Here is a 17,657-nt window from a genome sequence, read left to right on the forward strand (position 1 = left end):
ATAGTATAACAGACACTGCCGAATTTTTCATCAAATTAAAATAAAGGAAGTGAATTTATTGGAAAAAACGCATTTCTCAAAAAAATACCTAATCGTGAACGAAGTCTTAAATGCAGTTACACATGGCATAGGCGCAGGTTTAAGTATTGCTGGCTTAGTCATTTTACTTGTTAAAGGAGCTCGTTTAGGCTCACCGATTCACGTGGTATCTTATGCTATTTATGGCTCCATGTTGATTCTACTTTTTTTATCTTCAACGTTATTTCATAGTTTAATTTTTACAAGAGCCAAAAAGGTCTTTCAGGTCTTCGATCATAGTTCTATTTTCTTATTGATTGCTGGCAGCTATACGCCGTTTTGCTTAATTAGTATTGGCGGTTGGTTAGGTTGGACCTTGTTCAGTTTAGTCTGGTTAATCGCCATCGTCGGTATTGTCTATAAATCCCTCACGTTGCATAAACAAGAAACAGTGAAAAACATTTCAACGATTATTTATATTGTTTTAGGTTGGCTCTGTATCATCGCTGCTCGTCCGTTATATGAATCTCTTGGATTTACAGGAACAGCGTTATTGGTCGCAGGGGGTGTGTCTTACACATTAGGTGCAGCCTTCTATTCATTGAAAAATGTGCGGTTTATGCATGTGGTTTGGCACTTGTTCGTCATGCTTGCAGCGATTCTCATGTATTTTTCTGTTCTCTTTTATACGTAATCACAGCACAATAAGAACACGATGCTCAAAGCATCGTGTTCTTTTATTGCCCTAAATCTCTTTATTATAAAGGATTATTCTTCTTTTCGAATTATTTTAACATAAATTAGTAGAAAAGACTTTACAAAACGAACATACATTCGTATAATAACAATACGAACACTCGTTCGAATCAAATGAAGAGGTGATACACATGGAAGCAATTCGTCGTGTTGGATTTTTATTTTTTGTATTGGTTATAGGTATTTTTTTGGGAACATTAGGATTACGTCTTGCTTTTATGATCGTGACGCCGTTATTTATTCTTTGGTTTATGTCATGGGATGAGAAGCGTTATACACGTACACGTAAACAACAGCAAGCAAGATACGTTTATCGTAAGTTCCCTTAATAAATAATAAAACGGTGTGTTCCCCCCAAGCTATGCTCCGTTTTTATAAATATGTCAAAGAAAGAGCGAAGGATTAAATCCTTCGCTCTTTCTAATTAAATTAGATTAGTATTCCATTAAGGTAACAATATCGTAGCCATCAATTTTATCGCGGCCATGTAAATCCATTAATTCAATTAGGAACGCACAACCAACTACAATACCACCTAATTGTTCGACTAATTCGATGGTTGCTTTAATTGTACCACCAGTTGCTAGCAAGTCATCACAAATCAAAACACGTTGACCTGGTGTGATGGCATCTTTGTGCAACGTTAATGTATCTGAACCATATTCTAAGTCATAAGTCACTTCGATGGTTTCACGAGGAAGTTTTCCTTTTTTACGAACCGGAGCAAAGCCAACCCCTAGTTCATAAGCCACTGGACAGCCGACAATAAAGCCACGAGCTTCTGGTCCTACAACCATATCAATTCTTTTTTCTTTGGCGTAATCCACGATTTGTTTCGTTGCTTCACGGTAGGCATCCCCATTAGCCATTAATGGAGAAATGTCACGGAACACGATCCCTTTCTCAGGATAATCTGGAATGCTTGCAATGTAATCTCTTAAATCCATTTTTATTTGTCCTCCTCATTCCACAGCCATTGTTGTATTGTTTGACAATCACTGTAAAGTAGAAATTCTTCTGTTTTTATTTTTTTCAATCGTTGTTGGTACACTTGACTTTCAGTCAATGGTCGATTGTCGGGTTTCTCAATACTGTTTAAAACACCGCTTTCTATTGTAACAAATCCTAAGTCAAAAAACACCTGTATCATGAAAATTAATAATTTTTCTTGGATATTTAAGTAATTTGCCACCTTCGATAGCTGGGAACGTAGATTTACTTCTTTTTGCTGCAAAATAAATTTATACAATGTTGCAAATTGTTCACGTGAAGCAATACCGTTTAAATAAGCTTCTTCTGGTGAAATAAACATCATGTATATACGTTGTATCTCAGTCGCTTCAACAATTTCTTTAACCGTGATTGCTTCCACAGGACAGTCGACAAAAACCAGTTGTTCGATTTGATTTTGAGAAACAACTTCCACCAATTCTTCTTGGTTTGACCAAACAATAATATTAGCGGTTGGATCTGAAATGAATTTTTGATTTTTTTCATCAAACAAAAGATAAGCTGTTGCTTCTGAAGGAATTGGTTTCGTTTGATTATTTTTGCCACGAAAATCAAATAATTGTCTTCCCGATACAGCAAAATCAGTCACCATTAATTGTGGTTTCTTACGACCATTCCATTCATTGATGGAAAGTTGGCCTGCCACATCGGCGGTTCCTTGTGCTAGTTCATCCGCTTGAGGCCCCATTTGAAAAGCAATTGCATCCAATTGTGCCCCTTCTTGATTCATTTGAAATTTGAGATGTGCATTATCTGCACCAATTTGACGAATTTGCGTAGGCGTGATTTCCTTAAATACAAAAGTTGGAACAGTATTATCAGTCCCAAAAGGCGCCAAAATACGCAATTGATCAATAAAAGCAGTCGTTGCCTGCGAAACCGCTAAGCTCTCACTAATGAGTAACTCTTGTCCATTAGCCATATCAATTTGATTTTTTTCAATAAAGTGTGCCAAATGTTCCTGAACAAAAGGAATATTTTCAACAGGTAAAGTCATTCCCGCTGCCATATGATGCCCACCAAAATGAGTGAATTGCTCACGCACTTCGTTCAACGCCTCATAGAGATTCAATGCGCTAATGCTACGTCCAGAGCCTTTTGCGGTTTTACCAGATTCATCTATTGCTAAAATAATGGTTGGTTTCCCCGTTTCTTGCATAATGCGGCCCGCGACAATCCCTAAGACACCTTCATGCCAGCCTTGTTTCGCTAAAATATGGACCGGCGCATTCGGGTCGATTAAATCCAGGGCTTCTTTGGCAATCGTCGTTACAATGTCTTTTCGTTCATTGTTTTGTTGATCAATATATTTAGCGATTTCCAGCGCTTGTTCTTCATCAAATGTAGTCATTAATTCAACACCTGGTGCGGCTTCCCCTAATCGACCTAACGCGTTTAAACGAGGTCCAATGGTAAAGCCAATTGATTCTTCTGAAACAGCTTCCTTTTTTACACCTGCTTCTTGTAGTAAAACGTCTAAACCAATTCGATCACCAGTTTGAATCATTTGCAGGCCCATTTTGACAAACGTTCTATTTTCATCGGTTAATGAAACCAAGTCAGCAATTGTCCCAATTGCTACCAAATCTAATAACTCAATTGGCAATTCACCAAGTAACGCAGTAGCGACTTTGAAAGCCACGCCGACACCAGCTAAATCTCCAAAAGGATAGTCTCCTTGCGGATGTCTAGGGTGGACAATCGCATAGGCTCCTGGTAATTGTTCAGGCAATTCATGATGGTCAGTAACGATTACATCTACTCCTTGTGCCATAGCGTAGTTAATTGCTTCATGTCCGGCTACACCATTATCAACGGTTACAATTAATTGGACTCCTTGTTCAATTTGTTCAGCAAATACGTCTTTATTAGGTCCATATCCATGAACAAAACGATTCGGTAGAAAGTACTGAACCATGCCACCGACTAATTCGATTGCTTCTTTCATAACCGTGGTACTAGTGATGCCATCTGCATCATAATCCCCATAGACAAGGATTTGTTCACCCGCTTCGACGGCTTGCTGGATGCGGGCTACCGCTTTCTCCATATCATGCATTAAGAACGGATCATAAATATCTTCGATAGTCGGATGTAGAAACTTACGTAATGCTTCTTCTGTCCGGATATTGCGGTGCCATAAAAGTTGGCCAATTAATGGATTAATTTGTTCTTTTTTTAATTGTTCTATAAATTCTACAGGTAATTCTGTCTTTGTCTGTAACTGCCATTGATAGTTTGATTTTTTCACGACGTCACTCCTAACCAAGTAATTATAGCAAAATTTTTCCAAAAACTAAAGAAAGCATTTTTTTAAATCTGAGAAAAAAACTGTGATATCTGTTAGATAAATAGCAGATATCACAGTTTTATTTTAAAAGAAACTTAGCGATAAAGTCTCTTCCTTATTTTTGTTCCTCTTCATTCACACGAGGTTTCACATAACGATCAATACGACTACCTGACACAGGCGTTGCGTCTACTTCTGTGTTTGATGTTTGTTCGTTGACCACTGGTTCTGCGACTTGTGGTGCTGCCGCTTGTTTGGCTTGCAAATCAGCCAATTGATTATCAAAAGAACGTTGAACTTTTTCCGTTTCTTCTTTGACTAATTTATCCATATCATTTTTATAAATATCCAACTCTTTTTGTACAGCTTTTAATTCCTTACGTTGGTTCCAAATGGTGGTTGTGGAGGTTAGTAACCCAACTAGTGCGCCAATAATTGCAGAACCTAAAATAATTAAGATTAACGGTCCACTAATTTTAGTAAAACCAAAGTTTACTGGAACAGCTTGATTATTTAAAACAGCAAAAATAACAACAATTAAGACCAACACAAGGCCCAAAATAACACGCCATTGATTTTTCATGACTTGATCGACTCCTTTATTTTTTATTTAAAATATTTCCCGCTATGAAATCTCCTAAATGTGGAAACAATGTATAAAAGCGGGCAGCTGCTTCCATGACAAACGGACGATTAATCTCACGTCGAGAAGTCCCCATACTCCCAACCACTTCTTTCGCTAATTTCGTAGGGTCCAAAACAATTTTATCCACCGCAGCTAGATAAGTGCCTGTCGGGTCCGCTTTATCAAAGAATTCTGTTTGGATTGGTCCTGGATTGACAGTCGTTACTGCTACACCCAACGGTTTCAATTCTAAACGTAAAGCATTTGAAAAACCTAACACAGCAAATTTCGTTGCAGAATAAACGGTTGATTTAGCTGTAGCCATCTTCCCAGCCATTGAAGCAACGTTGATAATATGTCCTTGCCCAGCTTCAATCATTTTAATAGCTACTTTTTGAGTAAACGTCATCATTCCTAGAACGTTGACATCAAACATTTGGCGTGCAACAGCCAAGTCAATCTCAACAAAATTTTCAAACAAGCCAAAACCAGCATTATTGACTAAAACATCTATAGAACCAACTTCTGCTGAAATAGCTTCAACCACACGTTCAACGCTTTCTGGATCGGCAATATCTAATTGATAAGAAAATGCTTCTCGTCCGCTTAAAGCGGCACACTGCTCGCGAACTTTACCAATCAAATTAATTCTGCGGGCACAGACAACGACGACCGCCCCTTGTTTAGCTGCTTCATAACAAATTTGTTCACCTAAACCAGCTGAACCTCCAGTTACGACAACGACTTTATTTGTTAAATCCATCTAAGCTCCTCCTTCATTGGCAAATGGAATCTCAATGATATCCATATCTTTCACGATTTTTGTATTGGGGAAAATTTCTTGGGCTTCTTCTTGAAGCTGATAGGCCTCTTTGGTTAAATAACGGGCACTAATATGCGTTAAGATAAGTTGTTTTACTTGCGCTTCTTTTGCAACTTCAGCTGCTTGTTGACTGGTTGAGTGGAAGTAGGCTTTTGCCATTTTTGCTTCGTGTTTATTAAACGTACTTTCATGGACTAAAACATCCGCTCGTCGTGCTAAGGTTACGCTATTTTTAGTTTTGCGAGTGTCTCCTAAAATCGTCACGATTCGACCAGGTTTACGCTCTCCCACAAACGCTTGTCCATTAATTTCCTGTCCATCAAAAACGATCGTTTCACCACGTTTGAGTTTGCCATACAATGGCCCAGAAGGAATCCCTAAAGCTTGAAGTTTCTCTACTTGTAATTCTCCTTCATGCGCTGCTTCCTCAATTCGATAGCCAAAGCTCGTGATGCCATGGTCCAAGATATTACAGCGAACAGTGAATTGTTTATCTTTAAAAATAACGTCATTTTCTTTTGTTAATTCAATAAATTTCAGTGGATAGGACAACCGCGATTGTGAGACCCGTAAAGAAGTTTTAACAAAATCAGCAATCCCAACTGGTCCATAGATTTCTAAAGGTTCTGTCCCGCCCTGAAAAGAACGACTACTTAACAAACCAGGTAAACCAAAAATATGATCCCCATGTAAATGTGTAATAAAAATCTTTTCAATTTTTCTTGGGCGAATACTACTTTTTAAAATTTGCAATTGCGTCCCTTCCCCACAATCGAAGAGCCAAACTGCATTTCGTTCATCTAATAATTTCAACGCAATACCTGTGACATTGCGATGTTTTGCTGGCACACCAGCGCCTGTTCCTAAAAATTGTATTTCCATCTGCTACCATACTTTCTTTTAAACTTCCTTTTTATTTTAGAAGAAGTTTGCTCCTTTAGCAAATAATAATTTATCTATTTTCTCAAAGTTTTCTTCTTAGTTTACCGCATTTTACGATAAAATAACAAAAAATTAGCAAACTACCATAAAAAACCGTGATTTCTTAGTATTTTAAAAGACTGTTTCCCTTTATTCAGAAAACAGTCTTTAATCCTTATTCTTCTTTCGATGTCGCTTCTTTATGTTGTTCTTTTTTTGCTTGCCACGATTGTTTCGCTTCATTTGCAACTTCGTTCGCATCGTTAATTTCTTGTTGGACTTCCTCTAAATCAAGCCGCGTGATTTCGCCACCTAAGTCAAACATAACCAATTGGTTGAGCGGACGGTTGTCTTCTTCTTCTGCAATTAATAATAATCCCGTTTGTCCTTCATCAATCTTTTGAATCACATGTTCAAAAACCGTTTGTGCTTCTTGAATTTCTTTGGCGTCTTTGCTTGCACCATACATACTTCCAGCAAACCAGCCAAAAAGAATGCCCAGAGGACCACCTAATATGCCTACTAACATCCCAATCATACTATCTTTTGATGTATGATTGTTGCCTGTAAAATCGATAAAATCATTGATTTTAAATTGATGCTGGCCATCATTAACATGTGTAACAACCGCCATTTGCTCACCTTTAAGCTGTCTTTCTGCCTGCATCTTTTTTATTTCGGAAAATGCTTGGTACGATTTACTTTCAATATCAAAGTTCATAATGATAATTCGTTTTGCCATACAAATCGCTCCTTTATTCTGGATACATCTATTTTAGCAAGAAAGGTCTGTCTCTAGCAATGAAAACTTTTTGGTTATGTATAAAAAAAGAAGATAGCTAGGCTACCTCCTTGTTGCTGCTTATTTACCATCAAGAATATTTAAACGGACCTTTTTCGGACCATCGATACGTACACTATAAACAATTGTCCGAATTGCTTTTGCAACACGCCCTTGTTTACCAATGATACGTCCAATATCTTCTTTGGCCACAGTCAAATTATACTCGAGGAAATCAGTTGATTCCTCAATTTCTAATGAGACTGCTTCAGGTTGACTGACTAACGGACGGACAATAGTTAAAATTAACTCTTTCACATCTGCCATATTCAATCACCTTATTTCTTAACGTTTTTAGCTTCATGATGTTTTTTCATAACGCCTTCTTTTGAAAGGATGTTACGAACTGTATCAGAAGGTTGCGCACCTTTAGATAACCAATCTAAAACTAAATCTTCTTTTAAAACTACTTCTGCAGGGTCTTTCAAAGGGTTGTAAGTACCTACAGTTTCGATGAAACGTCCATCACGAGGAGAACGAGAATCAGCTACTACAATACGGTAAAAAGGACTCTTTTTAGAACCCATACGTTTTAAACGAATTTTAACTGCCATTATTAAATACACCTCCATTAACTTAATCACAAGAGTTAGTTTAACAGATTAACAACAACCTGTAAAGAGTTTTTTCTTGACACCTTTACTTTTTTTCAATTTTTTTAGCCAATTTGCAGGAAACCAAACGAAATAATGAAGAATTTTTACAAAATTTGATAATAGTTGTACTGGTTTCTCACTTGAAAGCCTTCTGTTTGATAGAGATGAAGCGCTGCTTGATTTTCTGTTTCAACTTCTAAAAAAATAGTCGCTGAGGCTGAATTTTCTAAAATCATTCGGAGCGCAGACTGTAACACTTGACGGCCAAGACCGCGACCTCGTTGCGTTTTTGTCACAACAAAGCCATAAATCCCCCATTCGTTTTCAAAATGATCCAAACGTAGCGTGGCTAAAAGTTGATTGTTTTCTTTATAAATAAGTGTTCGTTGAAGGTCCTCCGGTAAAGGCGTACCTTCTAGTAACCTAGCCAAGGAATGCAAATCAGCCGCTTGTGGTCGGAGAAGTGTCAGCTTCGCCAACTCCTGTGAGTAAGTTTCTCTTTGAAAAACCAGATACTGTTCTGAAAAAGCTGGCACAATTCCTTGTCTATTAAAATAATTCAGGCCAACAGATTGCTTGTCGTCCATCACGAGAAAGACTTCTTTCATTCCCCACAAAGCTGCTTGCTTTTCGAGTTCTTGAACAAGTTCTTCAAAAAATGGCCCTACATTTGGCGCAACAATCGTCGCTTCCAAGGTTTCCCCATCAAAACAATACCCTACGATATACGCTTGAATGGCTTGTCCCTTCCTGTATAAACCATAATAAGTATAAGCTGATTCCTCAGGAAATGTTTGTTCCAATTTATAAAAAGTTCCTTGTTTAATCATTTCCTTGTTTCTTAATTCAGTCAATGTTTGTTTCTCCGACGGTGTTAATTGTCGGCGCCAATTTATTTTTTTATTCAAGCAGTTGCTCCTTTACTCATCCTTTTACTAGCTATTATACGTGAAGTTACGAAGTTCAACAATGTACAAGGATAAAACGTTTGCGCTTTTTTTGAAAAAGTACTATCATAAAGTAAGTAAAAGAAAAATGGAGGGATTTACATGACAAAAAAAATTGGTATTTTTGTAGGGAGTTTAAGAAAAGATTCATTTAACAAATTGGTAGCAAAAACAATGGCGGACTTATTTCCCGCTGATTTCGAACCTGTTTTTATTAACATTGGTGATTTAGAATTATACAATCAAGATTTGGATGATGAAGGAACCCCCACCGAAGCTTGGACAACATTCCGTGAAGAAGTCAAACAAGTAGATGGTGTGATGTTTGTAACACCAGAATATAACCGTTCAGTACCAGCTGTTTTAAAAAATGCATTGGATGTCGGTTCACGTCCGTATGGCGAAAGCGTTTGGGATAAAAAACCCGGACTTGTGGTGAGTGTTTCACCAGGTGCAATTAGCGGATTTGGTGCGAACCATCATTTAAGACAATCATTAGTCTTCTTAAATGTTCCAACTTTACAACAACCTGAAGCCTATATTGGCGGTATTACGAACTTAATTGGTGAAGATGGTAAAATTATTGATGGCACTGTTGGCTTCTTACAATCAATTGTAGATGCTTACGTGGATTTCTTTAATCGCTTAACTGCCTAATTGAATCAATCGAGAAAAAGTAAGGCAACTTTTTACAGGTTGTCTCACTTTTTTTATTTTTTTTGCTTGACCTTCTCGTTACGTAAAGGTTTATGATAGATTTTGTCAGGAGGAATGAATGATGGAATATACAATTAAAAAAATGGCTTCACTATCTGGCGTCAGTGCACGGACGTTACGATATTATGATGAAATTGGTCTTCTTCAACCAGCCAGAATTAATTCTTCTGGTTATCGAATTTACGGGCAAGCCGAGGTGAATCGTTTGCAACAAATTCTTTTTTACCGTGAATTGGATCTGAAACTAGATGAAATTAAAGAAATTTTGGAGCAACCTGACTTTAATGTTGAACAGGCTTTATACGAGCATCAACAAAAACTATTGGAAAAGCGCAATGAAATTGATCGTCTTTTAGCCTCTGTTCAACAAACCTTACACCATTACAAAGGAGAGATAAACATGTCAGATCAGCAAAAATTCGAAGCATTCAAACAACAACGAGTTCAAGAAAACGAAGAAAAATATGGTAAAGAGATTCGGGAAAAATATGGCAACGAAACGATTGAACAAGCCAACAAAAAATATTTAAACTTGACGGAAAAAGACATGCAAGCAATGCAGAACGTGGAAAAAGATTTATTTTCTAAGTTAGCCATGTATCAAAAATCACCCAAGTTGACTAGCCAACTTGCGCAAGAAATTTTCCAATTACACAAAGATTGGTTAATGTACTCTTGGTCAAGCTATTCGCCAGAAGCACACAAAGGGTTAGGCCTTATGTATGTTGGCGATGAACGATTTACGTCATATTATGAACAACACGGCGCTGGTTTTGCCGAAGCGTTAAACGCAATTATCCAAAACTACGCTTAAACAGAAAGTGCGCCATCAGTCGAAGAGACTGATGGCGCACTTTCTGTTTCTTATGATAATTAACTAAAGCCTGTTTATCTTTTTTTCTTTTTCTTTTTTTTGTTTTTCTTCATCATACGATTCATGGCCATTTTACCTAACTTGCCTTTAACACCGCCACCTAGCATTTGATCCATACCAGGAATGTTCATATCCCCTTTGGACATTTGTTGCATCATTTTTTTGGATTCTTTAAATTGTTTAATCATACGATTGACTTCAACCACACTATTTCCTGAACCAGCTGCAATTCTGCGACGGCGACTAGGATTTAATAGATCAGGATTTTCACGTTCTGCAGGGGTCATTGATAAAACCATCGCCCGTTTCCGTGCCACATCTTTTGGATCGACTTTGACATTTTCAATACCAGGCATGTTACTCATTCCAGGGATCATTTTTAATAAGTCTTCAATCGGTCCCATGCCCATAACTTGATCCAATTGCTCAATGAAATCGTTAAAGTCAAAACTGTTTTCTTTCATTTTTTGAGCAAGTTCTTCTGCTTTTTTCTCATCGTAATCTTGTTGCGCTTTTTCAATTAGCGTCAACATGTCCCCCATACCTAGGATACGACTCGACATACGATCGGGATGGAAAATTTCTAAATCGGTTAATTTTTCACCAGAACCGACAAATTTAATCGGAGCGCCCGTTACTGCCCGAATTGACAGCGCAGCCCCCCCACGAGTATCGCCGTCCATTTTGGTAATAACAACCCCAGTAATTCCAAGCTGTTCATTAAAACTATCTGCAACGTTGACAGCATCTTGCCCCGTCATCGCATCAACAACTAACAGAATTTCATTGGGATTAGCCAACTCTTTAATTTGTTTCAATTCGTCCATTAAAGCTTCGTCAATGTGTAAACGGCCGGCCGTATCAATTAAGACATAATCATTTTTCTTTTCTTTTGCTAATGCTAACCCTTGACGAACAATTTCCACTGGATTAGCATCGGTTCCCATATCAAAAACGGGAACTTCTAATTGTTGACCTAAAACCTTCAACTGATCAATCGCTGCTGGACGATAAACGTCACCAGCGATTAAAAGCGGACGAGCGTTTTCAGTTTTCATTAAGTGTTTGGCTAATTTACCAGTAAAAGTTGTTTTACCAGCCCCTTGTAACCCTGTCATCATAATCACTGTCGGGATTTTTGGAGATTTATTCAGTTCAACCGTTTCTGAACCTAACGTTTTCGTTAATTCTTCATCAACAATTTTTACAATTTGTTGGGCGGGTGATAAGCTTTCTAATACTTCGACTCCTACTGCCCGTTCTCTGACACGTTTTGTGAAATCTTTGACCACTTGTAAATTAACGTCGGCTTCTAATAAAGCCAAACGGATTTCTCGCATCATTTCTTTTACGTCGGCTTCGGAAACTTTTCCCTTACGACGGATTTTACTCATTGCCTGTTGTAGGCGGTTTGTTAAACTCTCAAAAGCCATAGTTTCATTCCTCTATTTCTTGAATTTGTTCAATATATTTTTTGATTTCACTATCTTTGGGATAAGTTTCTTGAACATACTGCTGTAGCTGTTCAAGATATTCTTTCCGTACAACATAGTTTGAATAAAGATGTAACTTTTTTTCGTATTCTTCTAAAATTTTTTCGGTTCGTTTAATGTTATCATAAACCGCTTGGCGACTAACCTCATATTCTTCCGCAATTTCTCCTAAAGAAAAGTCATCAGCATAGTAAAGCTCCATATAATTCATCTGCTTTTCCGTTAATAATGTCGAATAAAATTCAAATAACGCATTCATGCGGTTTGTTTTTTCCATTTCCATGAGCCGTGCTCCCATCTTCAATCCCTTATAGGTTACCGATTTCATAGGGAATAGTCAATCTTTTTTTACTAAGTTTTTACCTTTTAAAAAGAAATGTCAGCAAGTTGCCATGTTTCTTCAGAATAAACGGTCATTCCTTGTTGAATAAAATAAGCAGTTGCGACTCCAACTCCAGCTTTTTTAATGCCAGAAAATTGTCCATCATAAATCAGCTGGCTGCCACAGCTGGGACTTTTTTCTTTCAAAATCAAGGTTGTAATTTGTTGGGCTTTTAATTTTTGATACGCGCGTTGTGCCCCTGCTTTAAATGCCTCAGTCACATCTTCCCCGTTATCCGTATATACATAAGCAGTATTCGCCCAAACATCAAAGCCATCCCCGCCAATGATTTCTGCTGGCGGACGTGGAATGGGCAACTCCCCTAAAACTTCGGGACAAATCATTATTGCTTTTCCATTAGTTACAAGTTGTTTTAACGCTTCTTGTTCTTGAGATTTTCCATCGTAACGGCAACAAATCCCACCTAAGCAACTACTAATACCAATCATTCGCTTCTCCTCATTTCATTTCTCTATTATACCATGAGTTGACTTTTCTCAAAAGTAGCATTCTCGCTTACTTTAAAGTACGTTCTTCCTCTAAAAATATGTTAAACTAACAATAGTGAAATATACACTTATTTTCAGAAATTTCTTGAAGGAGTTATGTAAATGAAAAAAGTTCTTGTCGTCGATGATGAACCATCGATTTTAACTTTGTTAACCTTTAATTTGGAAAAAGAAGGCTATCAGGTGACTACTTCCGAAGATGGTAAAAACGGCTTCGAATTAGCTTTGTCTAATCAATATGATTTTATAATTTTAGATGTAATGCTTCCTGGTATGGATGGCTTAGAAATTACCAAAGCACTTCGTCGAGAAAAAATTGACACGCCTATTTTGATTTTAACTGCCAAAGATGAACAAGTAGATAAAATCATCGGCTTAGAAATTGGGGCAGATGATTATTTAACAAAACCTTTTAGTCCCAGAGAAGTCTTAGCACGTATGAAAGCTATTTTTCGTCGTTTAAAACCTACCACGACCGAACCGCTTCAAGAGGACACACCTAAAGCTCCGCTTGTGATTGGCGAGATTCGTGTGGATGAACAAAATTATGAAGTCTTTGTGCGCAATCAGCCCATCGAGCTAACACCAAAAGAATTTGAATTACTCGTTTACTTCATGAAACGCAAAGATCGGGTCATTAATCGGGAAACCTTGTTGGAGCGAATTTGGCAATATGACTTCGCTGGACAAAGTCGCATCGTCGATGTCCACATTAGTCATTTACGTGATAAAATCGAGCCCGATCCCAAACGGCCCGTTTACTTAGTAACTGTCCGTGGCTTCGGCTACCGTTTTCAGGAGCCAAAACGATGAAAAAGAGACTGCGGATTGAATATTTTTTAGTTGCGGCAGTCATGCTTTTATTATTTGTCGGGAGTATTGCAGCGACCAATTTTTTCTTTCAAAAAGAAATGGTTGCTCAGCAAGAAACCTATTTAAGAAGAAAAAATACCCTTTTAACAGACCAGTTGCCCCCTTCCGTTTTCGAAAAAGGGCAACTGACAAACCAACAACAACTCCTTGTCACCCATGCGTTAGATGATGCAGAAGAACGGGTAACTTTGTTGCAAAAAAATGGTACCGTCTTTTTTGACAGCAGCCAAAATGAACCGCTAGAGTCGCACAAAAAACGGCCTGAAATCGCTGCGGTTCTATCAGGAGCTACCTATGGTTCAGCTTTACGAAAGAGTACAACGTTAAATAAAGAACTTCTGTACGTTGCCACGCCTGTTTTAAAATCAGGAGAAATCGTTGGCATTATTCGGATTTCGGAACAAACCGCGCTATTTTCTAAAAATATCCAATCTTTTCGTCGCTATATTATCTTTACATTTGGTATCTTGTTCCTACTAATTACCTTGTTTATCTTTTTACTGTTACGGCAAAAAAATCAACCGCTAGTGACTGTCTTACCGATTCTGAAACGAATGCTTAAACATCCAGATGAAAATCGATCCATTATCCAGCAATCTTCTGAATGGAATGAACTTTACGAAACTATTAACCTACTGAGTCAACAAGTAAGTCAAACGTATAAAGCGTATACGTCTGCGGATGAGCAATTTCACGAACTTTTAGATGAGCTGATGATTGGTGTCTTTATCATTGATACGCAAGGACGGCTTCGTCTGTTGAACCCTAAAATGCAGGAAATGTTAGGACTCTCTGCTAAAAATATGCAAAGCAATTATCTTGAAGTGATTCAAGACGCCGATTTGATTCATTTAATCCATCAAGTCGTCGCTGAAAAAAACAGTTTACATCAAGAAATTACTGTGACACAAGGACCAACACCTTTACGATTAGATCTCTCTCTTCGTTACTTGGATGATCAAAGCGCCAATGATTATCAAGTATTAGGAATTGCCTATGATTTAACGCGCGTTCGCCAACTAGAAAAAATGCAAAAAGATTTTGTATCAAACGTGTCTCATGAATTAAAAACGCCTGTCACTTCTCTTTTGGGCTTTACCGAGACACTCATAGATGGCGCCAAAGAAGATCCGGAAGTCCTTGATCAATTTTTGCACATCATGCAAAAAGATGCCCAGCGTCTGCAACAATTAATTCAAGAAATTTTAGAACTTTCTCGGGGCAGCGCAACAATTCCTTATGCAGAACAAGAAATTACTTTAGAAAAATTTATTACAGAAATTCTCGGTTCTTATCAGCAACAATTGGCAGCAAAACAGCTGAAAACAGTCGTTCATGGTCTGTCAGAGAGCCAATTTTTCACCAAATACGAATTGTTTTATCCAATCGTGAAGAATCTAATTGAAAATGCCATTCAGTATTCCCAAGAAAATGGTCAGATTACTATTTCTTATGCTATTGAAAATCAGCAATTACGTTTATCTGTTCAAGATACTGGCATTGGCATTAGTCAAAAAGACCAAGAACGGATCTTTGAACGGTTCTATCGCGTCGATAAAGCACGTAGCCGTCATTCTGGTGGCACCGGTCTAGGTCTAGCTATTGTCCAAAATTACACAGAATTATTAGGCGGTAAAATCGCCATTGATAGTCACTTAGGGTTAGGGACCACTTTTACAATCACCTTGCCTTTAACAAAAAAAGAAGCCTAAAAAAACTCAGCCAATCCTGTTTATTGGCTGAGTTTTTTGTTTATTTTTCAGTTACTTTTCCATTTACATCACGTTCTACTTGCATATCTGTGATGGCTAAATAACCTAAGTCTTTGACAATTGTTTTTTGAACATCATCGGTGACCATATAGTCTAAGAAGGCTTTTACATCTTTATTAGGCTCCCCTTTTGTATACATATGTTCATAAGACCAGATTTTCCATGAATTGTCTTTCACGTGTTCTTCTTTTGGTTCAACACCATCAATGCTTAAGGCAACAGTGGAATCATCCATATAAGAAAAAGCTAAATAGCTGATTGCTCCTGGTGTTTGTTCAACAATTTTACGAACTGTTCCCGAAGAATCTTGTTCTTGTGATTGAACTGGTTTAGCTCCATCTAAGCCCCATTTTTCAAATGTTGCTCGGGTGCCACTTCCGTTTGCGCGGTTTATTACGACGATTTCTTGATCTTTGCCGCCCACTTCTTTCCAGTTTTTGACTTTGCCAGTAAAGACATCAATCAATTGTTGCTTCGTTAAATTCTTCACGCCGACTTCTTTGTTGACCACTGGTCCCATACCAACCACGGCTACCCGATGATCAACTAATTTAGAGGCATCCACGCCATCTTTCTCTTCGGCAAACACATCGGAATTTCCAATGGTCACTGCGCCATCTGCAACTTGCGAAAGTCCTGTTCCGCTGCCGCCACCTTGGACAGAAACTGTATAATTGGGATGTTCTTGTGTAAATTGATCTTTCGCAGCATCTACTAACGGTTGTAAAGCGGTGGAACCAACAGCGACAATTTTAACTGGTTTGTTACTATCCGCTTCGCTGGATTTTTCAGTTGTGCCTCCTTGAGCTCCGCACCCAGTTAATAATAACCCTAGACTCAGCATAGTTGCTGCAATTACACGTTTTTTCATCTTTGCACTTCCTTTTCAATTAGTTACAAGTTTAGTCTACCAAGACTCTGTTAATTCTGTTTCAATTAAATGTAAATAAAAGGTAAAGGTGTGTAAAGAATCTATAAAGGTTAGTGTGTTACGCGTTGTGTCGCCATGTAATGTGCAATTCGTTCCATGGCCGTTGTTAATTTATCCATATCGGACGCATAACTAATTCGGACGTATCCTTCTGCTTCTGGGCCAAAAGAAATACCTGGAATCAACGCTACTGCTTCTTTTTGCGCTAAATCAATACAAAATTTCATAGAATCTTGTTCATAACCAGTAGGTATCTTAGCAAAAATATAAAAGGCGCCATTTGGACGTGCAACCTCAAACCCCAATTGAGTCATCTGTTCATAAACAAAATCGCGCCGTTTCCGATACTCTTCTTTCATAATTTCAGCATCATGCATTCCTTCGATTAAGGCACGAACAGCCGCTTTTTGAGACACTGTTGCAGCCGCAGTAACTAAATACTGATGAACTTTAATGATCTCCGCTGTTAAAATCGCTGGTGCAAAAATAAAGCCAATCCGCCAGCCTGTCATGGCATGTGATTTCGACAAACCGTTAATTAAAATCGTTTGGTCACGTAACATTTCAGCAATCGAAACATGACTCTCATCATAAGTTAACTCACTATAAATTTCATCGCTAATCACAAAAATGTCGTATTTTTTTAGAACATCAGCAATTGCTTGCAACTCTTGGCGGTTATAGGTGACACCAGTTGGGTTGCTAGGATAATTTAAAATAATTGCTTTGACTTGTTCCCCATGCTCGGCCATTGCCGCTTCAATCATTTCAGGGGTCAAGACAAAATCGTTGTCTCGTGTATCCAAATATACCGGTTCCGCCCCCGCCAATGTAATAATTGGTTCATACCCTGGGTAAATAGGTGCTGGCAATAGCACTTTGTCACCTTGTTCTAAAATTGCTAATAACGAAGCTGAAATCGCTTCTGTTGCTCCAACTGTTACTAAAATTTCTGTCGCAGGCTGGTAAGTCAAATGGTACTTTTCTTTCATAAAATAAGCGGCTGCTTCACGGACATCTAATAAACCAGACATCCCTGTATAATGAGAAAAATTCGCATCAATTGCTTCTTTGGCTGCTTTTTTGACATGCTCAGGTGTGTTAAAATCCGGCTCTCCTAGCGTTAATTTTAAAATACCTTCAATTCCTGAAACTTGTTCGTCAAATTGACGAATTAAAGAAACAGCAATTTTATTTACTTGACGATTAAAACGATTGGTTAAATCCATTTAGCTTCACTCCTTCAGTTGACGTTATAGTAGCACAAATTGACCGTAA

Annotated in this window: 20 protein-coding genes; 6 read left to right on the top strand and 14 right to left on the bottom strand. The window is 38.0% G+C overall.

Going from position 1 to position 17,657, the window contains the following annotated elements; all coding sequences use genetic code 11:
* Window positions 1-58 precede the first annotated feature (58 nt).
* Window positions 59-712, top strand: a complete 654-nt coding sequence (gene trhA / locus MKZ30_RS07135; RefSeq protein WP_002357443.1) for a PAQR family membrane homeostasis protein TrhA — start codon at window positions 59-61, stop codon at window positions 710-712.
* Window positions 713-905: 193 nt separating this feature from the next.
* On the top strand, window positions 906-1,103 hold the full coding sequence (locus MKZ30_RS07140) for a hypothetical protein (RefSeq protein WP_002360203.1): 198 nt from the start codon (window positions 906-908) through the stop codon (window positions 1,101-1,103).
* A 105-nt stretch (window positions 1,104-1,208) separates the two neighbouring features.
* Here MKZ30_RS07140 and MKZ30_RS07145 read toward each other — a convergent pair whose 3' ends face one another.
* From MKZ30_RS07145 to MKZ30_RS07185, 9 genes are all read right to left on the bottom strand, one after another.
* Window positions 1,209-1,721, bottom strand: a complete 513-nt coding sequence (locus MKZ30_RS07145; RefSeq protein WP_002357441.1) for an adenine phosphoribosyltransferase — start codon at window positions 1,719-1,721, stop codon at window positions 1,209-1,211.
* A 2-nt stretch (window positions 1,722-1,723) separates the two neighbouring features.
* Window positions 1,724-4,036 (bottom strand): single-stranded-DNA-specific exonuclease RecJ, encoded by a 2,313-nt coding sequence (gene recJ, locus MKZ30_RS07150; RefSeq protein ID WP_126300959.1) that lies wholly within the window; start codon window positions 4,034-4,036, stop codon window positions 1,724-1,726.
* Window positions 4,037-4,190: 154 nt separating this feature from the next.
* Complete coding sequence (locus MKZ30_RS07155; RefSeq protein ID WP_002357439.1) at window positions 4,191-4,658, bottom strand: LapA family protein; 468 nt, start codon at window positions 4,656-4,658, stop codon at window positions 4,191-4,193.
* A gap of 16 nt (window positions 4,659-4,674) precedes the next feature.
* Window positions 4,675-5,463: an SDR family NAD(P)-dependent oxidoreductase gene (locus MKZ30_RS07160; RefSeq protein ID WP_002377298.1), complete on the bottom strand. Its 789-nt coding sequence runs from the start codon at window positions 5,461-5,463 to the stop codon at window positions 4,675-4,677.
* Window positions 5,464-6,405 carry a ribonuclease Z gene (gene rnz / locus MKZ30_RS07165; RefSeq protein ID WP_002360200.1) on the bottom strand — a complete coding sequence of 314 codons (942 nt, stop codon included), beginning with the start codon at window positions 6,403-6,405 and terminating at the stop codon, window positions 5,464-5,466. It abuts the gene before it with no gap.
* A 214-nt stretch (window positions 6,406-6,619) separates the two neighbouring features.
* The gene (locus MKZ30_RS07170) at window positions 6,620-7,186 is read right to left on the bottom strand and encodes a hypothetical protein (protein ID WP_002357436.1); all 567 of its coding nucleotides are present in this window, start codon (window positions 7,184-7,186) and stop codon (window positions 6,620-6,622) included.
* 120 nt (window positions 7,187-7,306) lie between these two features.
* Window positions 7,307-7,552: a KH domain-containing protein gene (locus MKZ30_RS07175; RefSeq protein WP_002357435.1), complete on the bottom strand. Its 246-nt coding sequence runs from the start codon at window positions 7,550-7,552 to the stop codon at window positions 7,307-7,309.
* A gap of 11 nt (window positions 7,553-7,563) precedes the next feature.
* Entirely contained in the window at window positions 7,564-7,839 is a 276-nt protein-coding gene (rpsP, locus tag MKZ30_RS07180; RefSeq protein WP_002357434.1) for a 30S ribosomal protein S16, read from the bottom strand.
* Between the two features lie 146 nt (window positions 7,840-7,985).
* Window positions 7,986-8,789, bottom strand: coding sequence for a GNAT family N-acetyltransferase (locus MKZ30_RS07185; RefSeq protein ID WP_002408437.1), 804 nt, complete (start codon window positions 8,787-8,789; stop codon window positions 7,986-7,988).
* 141 nt (window positions 8,790-8,930) lie between these two features.
* On the opposite strand from MKZ30_RS07185, the gene MKZ30_RS07190 reads away from it, so the two are divergent.
* Both MKZ30_RS07190 and MKZ30_RS07195 read left to right on the top strand, forming a co-directional pair.
* The gene (locus tag MKZ30_RS07190; protein ID WP_002357432.1) at window positions 8,931-9,485 is read left to right on the top strand and encodes an NADPH-dependent FMN reductase; all 555 of its coding nucleotides are present in this window, start codon (window positions 8,931-8,933) and stop codon (window positions 9,483-9,485) included.
* Window positions 9,486-9,603: 118 nt separating this feature from the next.
* Window positions 9,604-10,359: a MerR family transcriptional regulator gene (locus MKZ30_RS07195; RefSeq protein ID WP_002377293.1), complete on the top strand. Its 756-nt coding sequence runs from the start codon at window positions 9,604-9,606 to the stop codon at window positions 10,357-10,359.
* Window positions 10,360-10,433: 74 nt separating this feature from the next.
* On the opposite strand, the gene ffh is transcribed toward MKZ30_RS07195, so the two are convergent.
* The 3 genes from ffh to MKZ30_RS07210 all read right to left on the bottom strand — a co-directional run bounded on the left by ffh (window position 10,434) and on the right by MKZ30_RS07210 (window position 12,743).
* Window positions 10,434-11,852 (bottom strand): signal recognition particle protein, encoded by a 1,419-nt coding sequence (gene ffh, locus MKZ30_RS07200; RefSeq protein WP_002360194.1) that lies wholly within the window; start codon window positions 11,850-11,852, stop codon window positions 10,434-10,436.
* Between the two features lie 4 nt (window positions 11,853-11,856).
* Window positions 11,857-12,195 carry a putative DNA-binding protein gene (locus MKZ30_RS07205; protein WP_002357429.1) on the bottom strand — a complete coding sequence of 113 codons (339 nt, stop codon included), beginning with the start codon at window positions 12,193-12,195 and terminating at the stop codon, window positions 11,857-11,859.
* 83 nt (window positions 12,196-12,278) lie between these two features.
* On the bottom strand, window positions 12,279-12,743 hold the full coding sequence (locus MKZ30_RS07210; protein ID WP_002364031.1) for a 2-thiouracil desulfurase family protein: 465 nt from the start codon (window positions 12,741-12,743) through the stop codon (window positions 12,279-12,281).
* A 162-nt stretch (window positions 12,744-12,905) separates the two neighbouring features.
* On the opposite strand from MKZ30_RS07210, the gene MKZ30_RS07215 reads away from it, so the two are divergent.
* Window positions 12,906-13,616, top strand: coding sequence for a response regulator transcription factor (locus tag MKZ30_RS07215; protein ID WP_002360193.1), 711 nt, complete (start codon window positions 12,906-12,908; stop codon window positions 13,614-13,616).
* On the top strand, window positions 13,613-15,388 hold the full coding sequence (gene pnpS / locus MKZ30_RS07220; protein WP_033601191.1) for a two-component system histidine kinase PnpS: 1,776 nt from the start codon (window positions 13,613-13,615) through the stop codon (window positions 15,386-15,388). Before MKZ30_RS07215 ends, pnpS begins: the two co-directional genes overlap by 4 nt.
* Window positions 15,389-15,428: 40 nt before the next feature.
* On the opposite strand, the gene MKZ30_RS07225 is transcribed toward pnpS, so the two are convergent.
* The gene (locus MKZ30_RS07225; protein ID WP_002374731.1) at window positions 15,429-16,319 is read right to left on the bottom strand and encodes a phosphate ABC transporter substrate-binding protein PstS family protein; all 891 of its coding nucleotides are present in this window, start codon (window positions 16,317-16,319) and stop codon (window positions 15,429-15,431) included.
* Window positions 16,320-16,429: 110 nt separating this feature from the next.
* Window positions 16,430-17,608, bottom strand: a complete 1,179-nt coding sequence (locus MKZ30_RS07230; protein ID WP_002365726.1) for a pyridoxal phosphate-dependent aminotransferase — start codon at window positions 17,606-17,608, stop codon at window positions 16,430-16,432.
* Window positions 17,609-17,657: the final 49 nt, after the last annotated feature.

Origin of the sequence: Enterococcus sp. LX10, from assembly GCF_023539285.1 — a bacterium.
Taxonomy (GTDB): Bacteria; Bacillota; Bacilli; order Lactobacillales; family Enterococcaceae; genus Enterococcus; species Enterococcus faecalis.